Annotated in this window: 17 protein-coding genes and 1 riboswitch; of the genes, 5 read left to right on the top strand and 12 right to left on the bottom strand. The window is 35.7% G+C overall.

Annotated features, from left to right (window positions below; all coding sequences use genetic code 11):
• Positions 1-93 precede the first annotated feature (93 nt).
• The 6 genes from RTP99_RS18220 to RTP99_RS18195 all read right to left on the bottom strand — a co-directional run bounded on the left by RTP99_RS18220 (position 94) and on the right by RTP99_RS18195 (position 5941).
• Positions 94-837 carry an HAD family hydrolase gene (locus tag RTP99_RS18220; RefSeq protein WP_000416676.1) on the bottom strand — a complete coding sequence of 248 codons (744 nt, stop codon included), beginning with the start codon at positions 835-837 and terminating at the stop codon, positions 94-96.
• 145 nt (positions 838-982) lie between these two features.
• A complete protein-coding gene (locus tag RTP99_RS18215) occupies positions 983-1888 on the bottom strand; it encodes a diacylglycerol kinase (protein WP_000977677.1) in 906 nt (301 codons plus the stop codon).
• Positions 1889-2357: 469 nt separating this feature from the next.
• Positions 2358-3785 (bottom strand): Asp-tRNA(Asn)/Glu-tRNA(Gln) amidotransferase subunit GatB, encoded by a 1428-nt coding sequence (gatB, locus tag RTP99_RS18210; RefSeq protein ID WP_001047674.1) that lies wholly within the window; start codon positions 3783-3785, stop codon positions 2358-2360.
• 14 nt (positions 3786-3799) lie between these two features.
• Positions 3800-5257, bottom strand: coding sequence for an Asp-tRNA(Asn)/Glu-tRNA(Gln) amidotransferase subunit GatA (gene gatA, locus RTP99_RS18205; RefSeq protein WP_000051445.1), 1458 nt, complete (start codon positions 5255-5257; stop codon positions 3800-3802).
• 15 nt (positions 5258-5272) lie between these two features.
• Complete coding sequence (gene gatC / locus RTP99_RS18200; protein WP_000086999.1) at positions 5273-5563, bottom strand: Asp-tRNA(Asn)/Glu-tRNA(Gln) amidotransferase subunit GatC; 291 nt, start codon at positions 5561-5563, stop codon at positions 5273-5275.
• Between the two features lie 141 nt (positions 5564-5704).
• A complete protein-coding gene (locus RTP99_RS18195; protein WP_001254396.1) occupies positions 5705-5941 on the bottom strand; it encodes a YiaA/YiaB family inner membrane protein in 237 nt (78 codons plus the stop codon).
• Positions 5942-6172: 231 nt separating this feature from the next.
• Between RTP99_RS18195 and RTP99_RS18190 the strand changes: the two genes are divergently transcribed.
• The 4 genes from RTP99_RS18190 to RTP99_RS18175 all read left to right on the top strand — a co-directional run bounded on the left by RTP99_RS18190 (position 6173) and on the right by RTP99_RS18175 (position 8624).
• Positions 6173-6655, top strand: a complete 483-nt coding sequence (locus tag RTP99_RS18190; RefSeq protein ID WP_000942476.1) for a MarR family winged helix-turn-helix transcriptional regulator — start codon at positions 6173-6175, stop codon at positions 6653-6655.
• 77 nt (positions 6656-6732) lie between these two features.
• A complete protein-coding gene (locus tag RTP99_RS18185; RefSeq protein ID WP_002026876.1) occupies positions 6733-7914 on the top strand; it encodes an ArsA family ATPase in 1182 nt (393 codons plus the stop codon).
• Positions 7907-8098 carry a DUF3926 domain-containing protein gene (locus RTP99_RS18180; protein WP_000544085.1) on the top strand — a complete coding sequence of 64 codons (192 nt, stop codon included), beginning with the start codon at positions 7907-7909 and terminating at the stop codon, positions 8096-8098. Before RTP99_RS18185 ends, RTP99_RS18180 begins: the two co-directional genes overlap by 8 nt.
• A 58-nt stretch (positions 8099-8156) precedes the next feature.
• Positions 8157-8624, top strand: a complete 468-nt coding sequence (locus RTP99_RS18175) for an HXXEE domain-containing protein (protein ID WP_011039940.1) — start codon at positions 8157-8159, stop codon at positions 8622-8624.
• A 175-nt stretch (positions 8625-8799) separates the two neighbouring features.
• On the opposite strand, the gene RTP99_RS18170 is transcribed toward RTP99_RS18175, so the two are convergent.
• From RTP99_RS18170 to RTP99_RS18160, 3 genes are read right to left on the bottom strand one after another with little or no spacing between them, the layout of a single operon-like run.
• The gene (locus RTP99_RS18170; RefSeq protein ID WP_000721608.1) at positions 8800-9654 is read right to left on the bottom strand and encodes a MetQ/NlpA family ABC transporter substrate-binding protein; all 855 of its coding nucleotides are present in this window, start codon (positions 9652-9654) and stop codon (positions 8800-8802) included.
• Between the two features lie 20 nt (positions 9655-9674).
• Entirely contained in the window at positions 9675-10340 is a 666-nt protein-coding gene (locus RTP99_RS18165; RefSeq protein WP_001261879.1) for a methionine ABC transporter permease, read from the bottom strand.
• A complete protein-coding gene (locus RTP99_RS18160) occupies positions 10330-11349 on the bottom strand; it encodes a methionine ABC transporter ATP-binding protein (RefSeq protein ID WP_000622992.1) in 1020 nt (339 codons plus the stop codon). The genes RTP99_RS18165 and RTP99_RS18160 overlap by 11 nt, the downstream gene beginning before the upstream one ends.
• A 123-nt stretch (positions 11350-11472) precedes the next feature.
• Positions 11473-11579: riboswitch (SAM riboswitch) on the bottom strand.
• Positions 11580-11821: 242 nt separating this feature from the next.
• Between RTP99_RS18160 and RTP99_RS18155 the strand changes: the two genes are divergently transcribed.
• Positions 11822-12385, top strand: coding sequence for a cysteine hydrolase family protein (locus RTP99_RS18155; RefSeq protein ID WP_000844890.1), 564 nt, complete (start codon positions 11822-11824; stop codon positions 12383-12385).
• 230 nt (positions 12386-12615) lie between these two features.
• Here RTP99_RS18155 and RTP99_RS18150 read toward each other — a convergent pair whose 3' ends face one another.
• The 3 genes from RTP99_RS18150 to RTP99_RS18140 all read right to left on the bottom strand — a co-directional run bounded on the left by RTP99_RS18150 (position 12616) and on the right by RTP99_RS18140 (position 15408).
• The gene (locus tag RTP99_RS18150; protein WP_000521648.1) at positions 12616-12765 is read right to left on the bottom strand and encodes a hypothetical protein; all 150 of its coding nucleotides are present in this window, start codon (positions 12763-12765) and stop codon (positions 12616-12618) included.
• A gap of 171 nt (positions 12766-12936) precedes the next feature.
• Positions 12937-14484, bottom strand: coding sequence for an L-glutamate gamma-semialdehyde dehydrogenase (gene pruA, locus RTP99_RS18145; RefSeq protein ID WP_000259559.1), 1548 nt, complete (start codon positions 14482-14484; stop codon positions 12937-12939).
• Positions 14485-14637: 153 nt separating this feature from the next.
• The gene (locus RTP99_RS18140; RefSeq protein ID WP_000343961.1) at positions 14638-15408 is read right to left on the bottom strand and encodes a TSUP family transporter; all 771 of its coding nucleotides are present in this window, start codon (positions 15406-15408) and stop codon (positions 14638-14640) included.
• Between the last annotated feature and the right edge of the window lie 56 nt (positions 15409-15464).

Raw genomic sequence — 15464 nt, 5'->3', positions numbered from 1 at the left:
TTCTTTTTCAGTATTCATCCTACACACCTTCTATTTCGCCATAAAAAATAAGTCTATAAAGACTCATTCAGAGTCTTTATAGACTTATTTTTCTTACACATTAGACTTTCCTTTTTCCCAAACAAACTCACCTGAATGAGAAATAAAGTCCCCAACAGATTGTACTACTAAATCAGCAAGTGGTTCTAATGTTTGACGATTCCCTGTACCAGATAGTACTCCAATTGCATAGCAATCACCATTTTTCGCTAAATATAAATCAGTCGGTGTATCCCCAACGACCGCTACTTCACATGCCTTTAAATGAAACCTCTCACAGAAGGATTCTATAATTCTTTTATCGGGTTTTTGTGCCGCAAATGTATCTGAAGCTACAACATAATCAAAAAAGGTCTCTAATTGATACTGTTTTAAAAATAATTCTGTCGGTGCGAAATCATCAGCTGTAACAACACCTAAAATAAATCCTCTATCCTTTAAGCTTTGTAAAATTCTCGGTAAATCTGCCGTCATTTTCATGTAAGAACGATGCTCGTACATAAGGGCAAACAGTTTTTCACTTACCCATTCATGCATTTCCTCTTCCTTAGATGACGTAATATACTTACAAAGCCCCTTTGCCACATCAAGGCTTGTTCCTGCCGCTATTGCGCTACGTGGGTGAACAAATACCCCATCCACACCGATCTCTTTTAATAAAGTCGGCTGCATTGACTGTGGCAGTTGGTATAATTTTATATATTCAGCCACAAGTTCTTCAGCCACTTTTATCCAAATTGAATGAAAATCCATTAATGTCCCATCTTTATCAAATAGTATTGCTTTTACTTTCTCCATAACACCCCACCTCTCATCTCTTATCTCTTATCTCCTCCAGTGTATCAATAAAGTATGGATATAAAATAAACGAATTGTAAAAATACCATAAAAATCAAACTAACTTCAAATTTACAATTCTTCTATATAATAAAAAAGGATGCCTTTACAGGGCATCCTCTTGATGTTCAGGAACAAATAGTTCCAGACAATGATACATATTTTCGAATTCCATCGGTGCATCTCCACCATATTCACCATCTAAATTAATCATTAGTTTATCTGGTGAATGCACTTTAATTCGGTTCGCTTGTGTGTATAGTACTTTTGGATTGTTAATATGTTCACCACGCTGCGCTTGTGTTGCAGCTTTAATTAAGTCGGCAATGGAACCTTTTTTCAGCACTAACAAATCAAATAAGCCATCATTAATCGATGCATATGGTGCTACCTTTTCGAAGCCGCCCACTGAACGAGTATTCGTAATTAAAAACATCGTAATTTCTTCTTGTAGTAATTTTCCATCATACTCAATTTCAACATATGTTGGATGGAGTGATGGTAGCATTTCGATACCTTTTAAATAATAAGCAAGTTGTCCTAATACAGTCTTTAGCTTACTTGGTACTTCATATGTTAATTCTGTAATACGACCGCCACCAGCGATGTTAATAAAATATGTATCGTTTGCTCTACCAAGGTCTAATGGCACAGTTTTTCCTTCACAAATAATATCCGCTGCCTCTTCAATAGAACGAGGTACACCGATTGCACGTGCAAAGTCATTTGTTGTTCCAACTGGAATAATTCCAAATTTCGGACGGAATTCATGACCAACTAGACCGTTTACGACTTCATTTAACGTGCCGTCACCACCAGCCGCAATAACAACATCAAATTTACGCTCTACAGCTTGCCTCGCCGCCACAGTTGCGTCTCCAGGACCCGTTGTCGCATGACAAGATGCTTCATATCCAGCTTGTTCTAATTTTTGTAATACTTCCGGTAAGCTCTTCTTAAATAGCTCACGCCCAGAAGTAGGATTATAAATAATTCTTGCTCGCTTCATCATTTATTAGCACAGGAAATTTCTTTATGTATCGACAAAGAACATACCGAACTTCTATTCAGTATTCCCGTGCCTACCTCCTCTCATCTTCCTATCCTTCTTTTATCTCGCTCAAACAGGCAGTAAGAACCCGATTCGTGTAGCCCATCAAAAGTAAATATTCATTTCAATGGTTTTGTTTTATTTGACAAAAAATTTATGTCCATCTATTTCTTCACAACAATTTACATATAACGAATAATAATTATCTATTATTTCATGAGATGAAAAAACCTCTATTTCTAGATTTATCATTATTCCCACCTTTTTGCAACTATCATACCATAGTTGCTATACAAACATTTTTCCACTTTTGACAGTTAATCAAACGTTTGTTTAAATAATTTTCTCTCATTTAAACAAACGTTTGATTAACCTAGAAAAACACCCATGTACGGGTGTTTTTCTGCTTAATCTTTAAAAGTTACTACTATTATCGCTTATTAATCTCTTCAAGTAAGATTTTGTTAACAAGCGGTGGATTTGCTTGTCCTTTTGTAGCTTTCATAATTTGACCAACTAAGAAGCCAATTGCACGGTCTTTACCGTTTTTAAAGTCTTCGATAGATTGCTCATTATTATCAAGAATTTCTGTTACAACTTTACGAAGTGTACCCTCGTCAGAAATTTGAACAAGGCCTTTCGCTTTAACGATTTCTTCTGGGTCTCCACCTTTTTCAATTAATTCGTTAAATACTTTCTTCGCAATTTTAGAAGAAATTGTACCTTTTTCAATTAATTGAACCATTTTAGATAAACCAGCAGGCGTTAATGCAACGTCTTTTAATTCTTTTTGTTGTTTGTTTAAGTACGCAAGCACTTCACCCATTAACCAGTTCGATGTTAATTTCGCATCAGCACCATCTGCAACAGTTGCTTCAAAGAAATCAGACATTTCTTTCGTTAATGTTAATACGTGTGCATCATAAGCCGGTAAGCCTAATTCTGCAACGTAGCGAGCTTTACGTGCATCTGGAAGTTCTGGAATAGAAGCACGAACTGCTTCTTTCCACTCATCGTCGATGTAAAGTTCAACTAAGTCCGGCTCTGGGAAGTAACGGTAATCATCAGATCCTTCTTTCACACGCATTAAGATTGTTTTCTTCGTTGCTTCATCATAACGACGTGTTTCTTGTTGGATGATACCACCAGATAATAATTCTTTTTCTTGGCGAGCTTGCTCAAACTCAAGACCTTTTTGTACGTAAGTGAAAGAGTTTAAGTTTTTCAGTTCCGCTTTTGTACCGAACTTCTCTTGTCCAACTGGACGAAGGGAAATGTTCGCATCACAACGCAAGGAACCTTCTTCCATCTTACAATCAGATACGCCAGTGTATTGAATGATTGATTTTAACTTCTCTAAGTATGCATATGCTTCTTCTGGCGTACGCATATCTGGCTCAGATACGATTTCAATCAAAGGCATACCTTGACGGTTGTAGTCTACTAATGAGCCGTCAGCTGTATGCGTTGATTTACCAGCATCTTCTTCTAAATGAAGACGTGTAATACCGATACGTTTCTTTTTACCGTCTACTTCAATTTCAATCCAACCATTTTCACCAATTGGCTTATCAAACTGAGAGATTTGGTAAGCTTTCGGATTATCTGGATAGAAATAGTTTTTACGGTCAAACTTCGTTTCTGTTGCGATTTCACAGTTTAATGCCATTGCAGCTTTCATTGCAAAGTTAACTGCTTCTTTATTTAAAGTAGGAAGTACTCCTGGGTATCCTAAGTCAATTACACTTGTTTGTGTATTTGGTTCCGCTCCGAATTCTGTTGGACTCGCAGAGAAAATTTTCGAATTTGTTTTTAACTCAACGTGAACCTCTAAACCAATAATTGTTTCTAAATTCATCTATGCTCGCCTCCTTACAGACTTGCTTTTTTTGTATGATGGTCTGTTGCTTGCTCAAACGCATGTGCAACGCGGTAAATTGTCGCTTCATCGAAGTGTTTACCAATGATTTGTAAACCAAGTGGCATGTTGTTAGCACCGAATCCACATGGAACAGAAATCGCTGGAACACCTGCTAAGTTTACTGGGATTGTTAAAATGTCATTTGCATACATTGTCATTGGATCATCAACTTTTTCGCCCACTTTAAATGCCGGAGTTGGCGTTGTTGGTCCAATAATAACATCGTAGTTAGCAAATACATTTTCAAAGTCGTTTTTAATTAATGTACGTACTTGTTGTGCTTTTTTGTAATATGCATCATAGTAACCAGAGCTAAGAGCAAATGTACCAAGCATAATACGACGTTTTACTTCATCACCGAAGCCTTCGCTACGTGTGTTTTTGTAAAGATCCATTAAGTTATTCACATTATCAGAACGAACACCATAACGTACGCCATCAAAGCGTGAAAGGTTAGCTGATGCTTCAGAAGAAGATAATAAGTAATACGTTGCTAGAGCGTATTTAGAGTGTGGAAGAGATACTTCCTCCCAAGTTGCGCCCATACCTTCTAATACTTTTAAAGCAGCTAGTACTGACTCACGAGCTTCTTCGCCAACACCTTCTCCTAAGTATTCTTTCGGTACAGCAATGCGTAAACCTTTAACGTCGCCTGTTAAACCAGCTAAGTAGTTTCCTACTTCAACGTTAGCAGAAGTTGCATCCATACGGTCAAGACCTGAAATAGCTTGTAATAAGTATGCATTGTCTTCTACTGTACGTGTAATCGGTCCGATTTGATCAAGTGAAGATGCAAATGCTACTAATCCGTAACGAGATACACGTCCGTAAGTTGGTTTTAAACCTACAACGCCGCAATATGCAGCTGGTTGACGGATAGAACCACCCGTATCAGAACCTAGAGAGAATAATACTTCTCCTGCTGCTACAGCTGCTGCAGAACCACCACTAGATCCGCCTGGAACGTAATCTAAGTTCCACGGATTTTTCGTAGCGTAGAAACCTGAGTTTTCATTTGAAGAGCCCATTGCGAACTCGTCCATATTTAATTTACCGATTGTAATTGTGTCAGCAGCTTTTAGCTTTTGCACAACTGTCGCATCATAAATTGGATCGAAGTTTGCTAACATTTTGCTTGCACAAGTCGTACGAAGACCGTTAGTTACAATGTTATCTTTAACACCGATTGGCATACCGAATAATAAACCGTTATCTTCAGCACCAATTTTCGCATCTAATTCTTTCGCTTTCGCGCGTGCGTTTTCTTCATCTAATGTAAGAAAAGCTTTTACGTTATCTTCAACATCCGCAATACGTTTGTAAGATTCTTCTACTAAATCCGTAACGGAAATTTCTTTGTTGTTTAATTTCTTATGTAACTCTGATACTGAATGATCAAATAATGACATCGAAATTCCCCTCCTCTATTCTAATACTGCTGGAACACGGATTTGATTATCTTTGTGATCCGGTGCATTTTTTAATACTTCTTCAACTGGTAAACCTTTTTCTGGTACATCTTCACGCATAACATTTTTCATAGTTAATACATGAGTTGTTGGTTTTACATCTGTTGTATCTAATTCATTTAACTGTTCTGCAAATGTAACAATTGCATCTAGTTGTTTTTGAAATTTTTCTGCTTCTTGATCAGTAATTGCAAGACGTGCTAAATGTGCTACGTGCTTTACATTCTCAACGGAAATTCTTGACACGGCTAGGCCACCTCCATAATATATCGTTCAATCTACAATACTATTGATGATACCAAATTTTCAGTACTTCAAGCAAGTCAACACACGGCACTTACAGCATTTTTACATAAAAAAAGAAAGGCAAACGCCTTTCTTTACGATTTACTCTTTATCTAACGGTTTATTTTTCGGAAATCTCTCGTTATCTTCTTCATTATCACGAATTGTTTTTTGTAATACAAAACAAGACATCGTTAAAAATAATGTTCCAAGTAAATAATATCCTTTTACACTAAGCGTTTCATCTAGCGTATAAATTCCAATTAGCATACCTGAAAGCGCGCAAACAAATGAAGTCCATGCTAAAAACGTGAACGCTTGCGTATTACGTCTTCTCATCGTTCTCCCCCTCGTTAGCTGTACATCCATTATAGATAAGTATATTTACCATGATGGATTTTTATGTAAATTCTAGTTTACTATTTATAAATCTATCACAAAAAAATATTATTTTAAAGATAGTTTTCTTTCTAATCTGAAAAAACAGTTAAAAACATTGACATTTATTTCAATTCTACATAAAATAAAAATAAATATTACGAACCTCGAAATATACGGGAGTGGAATTAATTGTTGCAATACGAACATTTTTTAGACTTACTGCTAGATAACGCCAAGAAACTTTTCTATCCTGAAGAATGGGTAAGCTTAGATTTAACACTTTCTAAAACTGAAGTATTTTGTTTACTTTGGATGGAGCGAAATACGGATATTACAATGACAAAAATCGCTGATCTTCTTGATATACCGATGAGTACAACGACAGGTGTTGTAAATCGCCTTGTAAAAAAAGGATATATTGAAAGATACCGTGATGAAAACGACCGACGCATTGTATTAATTCGTTTAACAGAAAACGGTGTAATGCTCGTTCAAGAAGTAAAACAAAATGCAGCCCATTATTTTAACCTAGTGACCGAAGCATTATCGGAAGAAGAAAAAGCATTTTTACTACAAATCTTCCAAAAGATTATGAATCACATTGCTACATCACAGCAAAAAACAGAAGAAAAGGTTTCTGCACCTAAAATGAAAAACATTCCGATTGAATAAAAACCTTAATAGGGTTTTTATTCAAAAAAATATTTCGTTACTCGTAATATTCGATGCTCGAAACAAAGGGGATATGAATGATGAGAATTATTTTGTATACAGGTAAAGGCGGCGTAGGAAAAACTAGCATTTCAGCGGCAACTGCACTTCAAAGCGCAAAACAAGGATTAAAAACTTTAGTAATGAGCACAGACCCAGCTCATAGTTTAGGAGATTCATTTGGTATAAAACTATCTTCTGAACCATTAGAAATTCGTGAAAACCTATGGGCACAAGAAATTAATACAATTTATGAAATGGAAAAGGGCTGGGGAAAGTTACAGAAATATATTACACTACTTTTCACTTCCAAAGCAGCTGATGATATTACAACCGAAGAGTTAACGATGTTTCCCGGTATGGAAGATTTAATTAGTTTACTTCGCGTACTCGATTATTATAAACAAAACACATATGACGTTATTATCATTGATTGTGCTCCAACAGGAGAAACATTAGCAATGCTCAGTTTTCCAGACATGCTCGGCTGGTGGATGGAAAAACTCTTCCCTATTAAAAGAAAAGTTTTAAAAGTTGTTCGCCCTGTAGCTCAACCACTTCTTGGTGTCCCCCTTCCAACCGATGATATTATGGACGAATTAACAAATACACTTGAACAACTTGGAGAAATGAGAGATATTTTATCAAACCGAGACGTAACAAGTATCCGCATCGTTGTAAATCCCGAAAAAATGGTCATTAAAGAGGCTCAGCGTAGCTTTACGTATTTAAATTTATACGATTATAACGTAGATGCGATTATGATTAACCGCGTCATCCCTAACACTGTCATCGATCCTTATTTTCAAGCTTGGAAAGATACTCAAAAGAAATATAAAACATTAATTCAAAATAGTTTTGATCCACTTCCTATTTACGAAGCTCCAATGTTTGAACAAGAAGTTGTTGGCTTACCTATGTTAGAACGCGTTGGAGATGCTTTATTTAAAGAAGATTATTGTCCTACTGAAGTAAAATTTAACGGTCGCACTCAATATGTAAAAAAAGATGGCGATGAGTATATTTTCGTTCTGTCCATTCCCTTCTCTAACAAAAGTGAACTTGCATTAAATCAAAAAGGTGACGAGCTTATCATTCGTGCTGGTTCTGTTAAACGAAACATCACATTACCCAAAACGTTAACACACCTTTCTATTCAAGGAGCAAAATTTGAAGATGATGTACTAAACATTCGTTTTGGAGGTGTCGTGCATGCATGAGGAATTAATAAGGAAGGTAATTCGTACAAAAATAAAAATGGGTATGCATATATTAGAAGAGTTACCTGCACCCATCCAGCAATCAGCTAAGCAAATACTAAATATTTTACAAGAGGAGCTAGCTGCTTATCCGAAAGAACAAGGGCATCATAAAAATAATTTAAAAAATATTATAATCGAATGAATATCTCTGGATAGAGGGCCTTTTTAGGCTTTCTATCTCTATATTGGAGCGATGTAAGTTGTTTAAAAAACATTCCACTATTATGCTTTGGATGATTCCCTTGTTATTTCTCATTCATAACCTTGAAGAATCTTTCCAAATGCCACAATATCTTGCTAATCAATTTTCAATTACTTTTATAACTAGCCAACAATTTTTCATTGCAATTTCTGTATTAACTCTCTTTGTCTTACTTATCGTCTTTCTATATCAACTAAACTTCTTGTCTTCTATATACTGGATTATTTTTATACAAGGAGCTATCTTCTTCAACTCTGTTCAACATATTATTTTGTTTTTTATTTACCGCTCCTATAATCCGGGCGTAATATCAGCTGTTTTCATTGTTATCTTTTCTATTTTCTTTTTTTCATCCCAAAAACACTTAATTCAAAAAAAGCAATTCGTAATTACACTCGTGTTCAGCTTATTTTCTTACCCCATTATAATTTGGATTACCTTACTACTTGCTAGTTGCTTTCAGTAATAAAAAAAGACCAGGAAAACTCCTGGTCCATTACTCTACTTAACAAACATTGGATTCTATGTTATACAGAATTGGAAGGTACAGAATTAGGGTTTGTTTTGTTTGTTAAGTAGATTATATGTTGAACGAACTAACAGCGGAGGGGTTCCTTCTGTTAGTCCATTAAACCCAATCATTATTTTACGATCTTTTCAAGCTCATCAAGTGAAAGATCTACTGAAATGGAACCATCATTTGTTTCTTTCTTAATTGCCTCTGTTACTTCTTTTGAATGATATAGTTCAATTACTTTTTTCAGTGTTGGATCATCTTTATCTTTCGTACGAGCTGCGAAAATATTAATATATGGCTTCGCATTTTCATTCTTTGGATCTTCTAAGAAAATTGGATCCTTAGCTGGATCTAATCCAGCTTGACCAGCAACACCGTTATTAATAACTGAAGCTGCAGCATCTTTTAATACACGAGGTGTTTGCTGTGCGATAACCGGTGTAATTTTTAATTTCTTCGGATTTTCAGCAATGCCGCTTGAATCTCCAAATAAGCCAAAGTCTTTCTTAAGCTTTAATAACCCAGCTGCATCAAGAAGTTTTAATGCACGTGCTTGGTTCGTTGGATCATTGGGAATCGCAATTTCAGAACCATCTGGAATTTCATTTGCTTTCTTATGTTTTTCAGAGTATAAACCCATTGGTGCAATTTGCGTTGTACCAACAGCTGTAATATCTAATTTATGCTCCTTTTTAAATTGCTCTAAGAAAGCAATATGCTGGAATGAGTTTAGCTCAATATCTCCATCAGCTAACGCTTTATTTGGCGTCGTGTAATCAGAGAACTCAACCAGTTTAACTTTAATTCCTTCTTTTTCAGCTTTCCTCTTCAAAATTTCCCAAGCGTCTCCATCCGTTCCAGTTACACCGACACGAACTACTTTTTCTTTCGCCCCTGCCCCCGTGTCTCCACTTGAGCAACCGCTTAACGCTGAAACCCCTACAATCGCTGATAATGCAAACGCTAAAATTTTCTTCATTTTCTTTCCCCTCTTTCTTTTTATGATCTGCGTAAAAAGACTTTCGCAAAGTAGTTTCCTAAATTTTGAGCTAACTGTACGAGAATAATAAGTAAAACGACCGTTACGAACATAACTGATGTATCAAAACGTTGATAACCATATGTCATTGCTAAGTCACCAAGACCGCCACCACCGACAAGCCCAGCCACTGCAGAAAATTCAATTAAACCAACTGTCATAAATGTAACACCTAAAATTAATGGCGCTAACGCTTCTGGTACAAGGATTTCAAAAACAATTCTAATTGGTGAAGCACCCATCGCTTGAGCTGCTTCGATTACCCCTTTCGGAACAGAAACAAGATTTGTTTCAACCATTCTAGCAATACCGATTGATGCAACTAACGTCATTGGGAAAATTGCTGCCGCCGTTCCAATTGTCGTTCCGATAACACTTCTTGTTAGCGGGCTTAAAGCTACTAAGAAGATGATGAATGGAATCGGACGAATTGTATTAATGATAATATTAAGAATAGAAAAGACCCATTTATTTTCTAAAAAGTTTCCTTTTCTCGTTACATATAGAAGTAAACCTAGAGGTATACCAAGAATTGTAGCAAATATAAGGGTTACAATTACCATTAAGAGAGTATCCCCCGTCGCATCTACTATGCGCGGCCAAAATATACTCCAATCAACTCGCATGAGCTTCTACCTCCTTCAGCTGCACTTGCAGTCTTAGATGTTGTAATGCTTTTTGAATTTCCCTCTGTTCACCTTGCAATTCTACAAGAAGATTTCCAAATAGCACATTTTGAAGTTCAATAATATTTCCGTACAGTACATTTACATCGACATTATAGTTTTTTGCGATATATGATAGTACTGGCTGTCCTGTCTCCTCGCCAGTAAATGTTAGACGATAAATCTGACCACCATTTTGAATTTTTGCTAAAACACTTTCCGGTAAATGATCATTAATAACAGAACGTACAAAGTTTTGAGTCGTCTTTGTTTTTGGTTGTGTGAAAACATCAAACAGTTTTCCTTCTTCAATAACTTTTCCTTTCTCCATTACAGCTACACGGTGACAAATTTCTTTCACAACATGCATTTCATGTGTAATAAGAAGAATTGTTAAGTTGTATTCTCGATTTACTTTCTTTAATAAGTTCAAAATTTCTGTCGTTGTTTCTGGATCTAAAGCTGATGTTGCTTCGTCACATATAAGAATATCTGGTGATGTTGCGAGCGCTCTAGCAATACCAACACGCTGCTTTTGTCCACCTGATAGCTGCTCTGGGTAATTGTTTGCTTTATCTTCTAACCCTACAAACTTCAGCAATTCATTTACTCTTTCTTTTATCTCATTCTTTGGTACTTTCGCTAACTTTAATGGATAAGCAATATTCCCAAATACTGTTCTTGAATTAAATAAATTAAAACTTTGAAAAATCATCCCGATTCTTTGTCTTAGCTTCCGTAATTCTTTCGTCGATAATGATGTAATCTCTTTATCATCTATTGAAATCGTTCCTGCCGTTGGTCTCTCTAACATGTTTACTAGGCGTAATAACGTACTCTTTCCAGCGCCACTAAAACCGATAATGCCAAAAATTTCGCCTTTCTCAACTGATAATGTTACATCCTCCACCGCATGAACAGATTGCCCACCTGTTTCATATACTTTACTTACATTGTTAAAAGAAATCATTTTTTCCCCTCCTATATGCTGTGAAAACTTGAAGCAGAGCTCTCGAGGTAAAATAAAAAGTGCTCTCCTTCTTATCAACCATAAAGATAAGAAGGAGAGCACTTATATGTACTCGTTCACATCTTCTCATCTTCCAAGCCTTTCATAGGCTTGCTGGAGTTAGCACGGTATTAAAAAAACCCGTTGCTGAGGTATCGTAGGGCCAGTCCCTCCACCTCTCTGGATAAGAATGTATCGATTTAATTGTCGTTTAATTAATTCTCATTATAGAACTCAGAATAATAAGAGTCAATACATTTTTTAGAAAAATATTAATTATTTCTTTATTAAAATTTTCAGATGAAAAATTCAAGAAAAAATAGTAATCTTTAAAGTTATGTAAAATTCTCCTCTTGCATATTTTTTAAAAGGATAATCTTCTCTACTAATTGAATACCATTATTTGAATATGAAATCGGAGGAAGATAAATATATGAAAACAGCTCTTTTACTCATTGATATTCAAAATGATTATTTTCCACACGGCAAAATGGAATTACGTAATCCAGTCGAAGCAAGCGCATATGCCCGTCGGCTACTACAGCTCTTTAGAAAGAAAAACGAACCTATTTTTCATATCCAACATGTAGCAATAAAAGAGGACGCTACTTTTTTCCTCCCCAATACAGAAGGTGTACATATTCATGAAAGTGTACGCCCACTTAGAGAAGAAACGGTTATACTCAAGCATTATCCAAATAGTTTTCGCGAAACTGATCTTCTAAAGCAATTACAACGTTTAGCTATTGAACACGTTGTCATATGCGGGATGATGACTCATATGTGTATTGATGCTACCGTAAGGGCTGCCTTTGATTTCGGCTTGCAATGTACTGTTATACATGATGCTTGTGCTACAAAAGACCTTTCTTTTAAGAATGCTACTATACCAGCCGTTTATATTCATAACACAATTTTAGCTAGTTTAAATGGTGTCTATGCAAATGTAATGAGTACAGAGGAGTTTTTAGCTACAAAAAAACACTCTCTTCAGTGAGCAAAACCGAAAAGAGTGTTTCTTGTCAAACCATAGATTTTCTTTCAAATTGTATTATACAGGAAATCCTTAAAATGAATACAAAAAAATGTGACTAATAAGTCAACTTTTCTCATTGTTTTGTTTCTATTTACATGTTTATCCTGATATGAATAGGGTTTAGCTAGTTCCACTTACCAAATAGTAATATATGGTAAGTGTTTTTTATTCAAATTAACTAGTTTCTCCTACTATTTATCTGTTTGTTTTTGTTTCTTTTTCAAATACTCCGCACGCAATTTTTCAATTTGCTGCTTTTTATCAAATTTGACAGGCGTCTGTTTTTCATGAAACTTTGCGACAGCTACCTGACCTTTATAATCCAATTGATATTTTCCCATTTTGTTCACCTACTTTTCTTATCTTGAAAGAGAATTTATTCAACCAATATAATATACCTTATTTTACTGAAGTAAACCTTATATTATTTTTTCTGCTTATATGTATCTTAATCCACATATAAGCAGAAAAAAGAGATCTTCGCATACTGCGAAGATCTCTCTTACTATTTCTTATAAAGTTTCAGAAGTAGTTTTTGCTTGCATGTGAAGTGCTAAGTAGTCAGGGCCACCAGCTTTAGAGTCTGTACCAGACATATTAAAGCCACCAAATGGTTGGTATCCTACGATTGCACCAGTACATCCACGGTTGAAGTATAAGTTACCTACGTGGAAGTCTTCACGTGCTTTTTCAATATGGTCACGGTTGTTAGAGATAACTGCTCCTGTTAAACCGTATTCTGTATTGTTTGCAATCGCAAGTGCATGGTCAAAGTCTTTTGCTTTACAGAATGCTACTACTGGTCCGAAGATTTCTTCTTTCATTAGGCGAGCATCTTCTGCAACGTCAGCAACGATTGTTGGTTGGATGAACCAGCCTTTAGAATCGTCTCCTTCGCCACCTGCTAAGATTCTACCTTCTTCTTTACCAATTGCAACATAGCTCATTACTTTATCGAATGCAGCTTGGTCATTAACAGGACCCATGTTTGTACCTAATACAGCTGGGTTAGCAACTGTTAATTCTTTCGTTAATTCAACAGCACGATTTAATACGTGATCGTATACATCTTCGTGGATTACTGCACGAGAACATGCAGAACATTTTTGTCCTGAGAATCCGAATGCTGATGCAACGATAGATTTAGCTGCTAATTCAAGATCTGCTTCTTTATCAACAACGATTGTATCTTTACCACCCATTTCAGCGATAACGCGTTTTAACCAAATTTGGCCTGGGTTTACTTTCGCTGCACGCTCATAAATACGGATACCTACATCACGAGATCCAGTGAAGCTAATGAAACGTGTACGAGGGTGATCTACTAAGTAATCACCAACTTCAGAACCACTACCTGGTACGAAGTTTACTACGCCAGCTGGTAAGCCAGCTTCTTCTAATACTTCCATGAATTTCGCTGCTACTACAGGAGTTGTACTAGCTGGTTTTAGTAATACTGTATTACCAGAAACTAAAGCAGCTGTTGTCATACCTGCCATAATTGCGAATGGGAAGTTCCAAGGAGAAATGATAACACCTACTCCTAATGGAATGTAAGAGAAACGATTATATTCAATTGGACGGCTTTCTACTGGAATTCCGTCTTTTAATTTCAACATTTGACGACCATAATATTCCATAAAGTCGATTGCTTCTGCTGTATCAGCATCTGCCTCATTCCATGGTTTACCTGCTTCTTTTACAAGAATAGCAGAGAATTCATGTTTTCTACGACGAACGATCGCTGCAGCACGGAATAAAATGTCTGCACGCATTTCTGGTTTTGACTTTCTCCAAGTTTGGAATGTTTCATCCGCTACTTGCATTGCTTTTTCAGCTAACTCACGGCTTGCTTTTGAAACGCGACCAACAAGTTCCTCTTTATTTGCAGGGTTTACAGAAACAATTTTGTCTTCTGTAGTGATTTTTTCTCCCCCAATAATTAATGGATAGTCTTGTCCAAGATAAGATTCTACTTTCTTTAAACCTTCTTCAAACGCTAATTTGTTAGCCTCTACTGAAAAATCTGTAAATGGCTCATGTTTGTATGCTACTACCATTATTTTTAGCCTCCCCTTAGAAAAACGTTTACATTTTACAACATTATTCTACACGATAATTTAGATTTATTCAAATATTCCTAGACTTATATTTTAAAAATTAATTAATTTTTAAAATATAATAAAAAAATAGAGTTATACAAATGTATAACTCTACAAAATATGAGTATATTCCAAAACGTTTTTGCTAATCAATAAAATAGTTACTAACAAGAATAAAGTTCTTACATATCCAACACCTTTTTGAACTGCAAATTTCGATCCAAAATAAGCGCCCAAAATCATCGATAATCCCATAATAATACCGTATTCAAAATGAATTACGTCTAAAAATAAAAAAGTGATTAACGATACGATATTACTAACAAAGTTCAAAAGTTTTCCAGATGCTGCTGCTTGAATAAAATCCAAACCAATTAATAAAAATGCAAAAATTAAGAAGGATCCTGTCCCTGGTCCAAAAAACCCATCGTAAAACCCTATCATTAAAATAACAAAGAAAAATATTAATGTTTTTCTTTTCGTCATCTTCTTATAGGTAGATACACTTCCCCAATCCTTTTTCGCAATAATATAAATGGCAATAAACACCAACATCACAAGCACTAACGGACGTAAAATATCCGGCGGAATAAACTTTACTACTAAAGCACCTGCGACTGCCCCTATAATAGTTAACGGGATTAACTTTCCTACAATTTTAAAATCAACCTTTCCCGATCGAATAAAGTAAATCGCACTCGTAAACGTCCCCATCGTTGCAGCTAATTTATTCGTTGCAATTGCCGAAGCTGGTGGTAAACCAACAAACATAAGTGCCGGAAGCGAAATTAATCCTCCACCACCAACAACTGAATCAATAAAAGCTGCTAAAAAACCGAATGCAATTAATAAAATAATGACTTGAAAACTTAATTCGTCCATGCGCTTTACCCCTTACCCCATTATTTACAACATTTTAAATTATAACAAAATTACCC

Origin of the sequence: Bacillus sp. (in: firmicutes) (assembly GCF_031983925.1) — a bacterium.
Classification (GTDB): Bacteria; Bacillota; Bacilli; order Bacillales; family Bacillaceae_G; genus Bacillus_A; species Bacillus_A pacificus.
Note: the sequence above shows the minus strand (reverse complement) of the source record. Positions and strands in the feature narration are given on the sequence as shown.

Bases quoted from the DNA above. Each gene is read 5' to 3' on its own strand.
- RTP99_RS18215 (WP_000977677.1), bottom strand. From the start codon at position 1,888: ATGATGAAGCGAGCAAGAATTATTTATAATCCTACTTCTGGGCGTGAG.
- RTP99_RS18220 (WP_000416676.1), bottom strand. From the start codon at position 837: ATGGAGAAAGTAAAAGCAATACTATTTGATAAAGATGGGACATTAATG.
- RTP99_RS18160 (WP_000622992.1), bottom strand. From the start codon at position 11,349: ATGATTTCTTTTAACAATGTAAGTAAAGTATATGAAACAGGTGGGCAA.
- pruA (WP_000259559.1), bottom strand. From the start codon at position 14,484: ATGGTAGTAGCATACAAACATGAGCCATTTACAGATTTTTCAGTAGAG.
- RTP99_RS18155 (WP_000844890.1), top strand. From the start codon at position 11,822: ATGAAAACAGCTCTTTTACTCATTGATATTCAAAATGATTATTTTCCA.
- RTP99_RS18165 (WP_001261879.1), bottom strand. From the start codon at position 10,340: ATGCGAGTTGATTGGAGTATATTTTGGCCGCGCATAGTAGATGCGACG.
- RTP99_RS18170 (WP_000721608.1), bottom strand. From the start codon at position 9,654: ATGAAGAAAATTTTAGCGTTTGCATTATCAGCGATTGTAGGGGTTTCA.
- gatA (WP_000051445.1), bottom strand. From the start codon at position 5,257: ATGTCATTATTTGATCATTCAGTATCAGAGTTACATAAGAAATTAAAC.
- RTP99_RS18140 (WP_000343961.1), bottom strand. From the start codon at position 15,408: ATGGACGAATTAAGTTTTCAAGTCATTATTTTATTAATTGCATTCGGT.
- RTP99_RS18180 (WP_000544085.1), top strand. From the start codon at position 7,907: ATGCATGAGGAATTAATAAGGAAGGTAATTCGTACAAAAATAAAAATG.
- RTP99_RS18185 (WP_002026876.1), top strand. From the start codon at position 6,733: ATGATGAGAATTATTTTGTATACAGGTAAAGGCGGCGTAGGAAAAACT.
- RTP99_RS18195 (WP_001254396.1), bottom strand. From the start codon at position 5,941: ATGAGAAGACGTAATACGCAAGCGTTCACGTTTTTAGCATGGACTTCA.
- gatB (WP_001047674.1), bottom strand. From the start codon at position 3,785: ATGAATTTAGAAACAATTATTGGTTTAGAGGTTCACGTTGAGTTAAAA.
- RTP99_RS18150 (WP_000521648.1), bottom strand. From the start codon at position 12,765: ATGGGAAAATATCAATTGGATTATAAAGGTCAGGTAGCTGTCGCAAAG.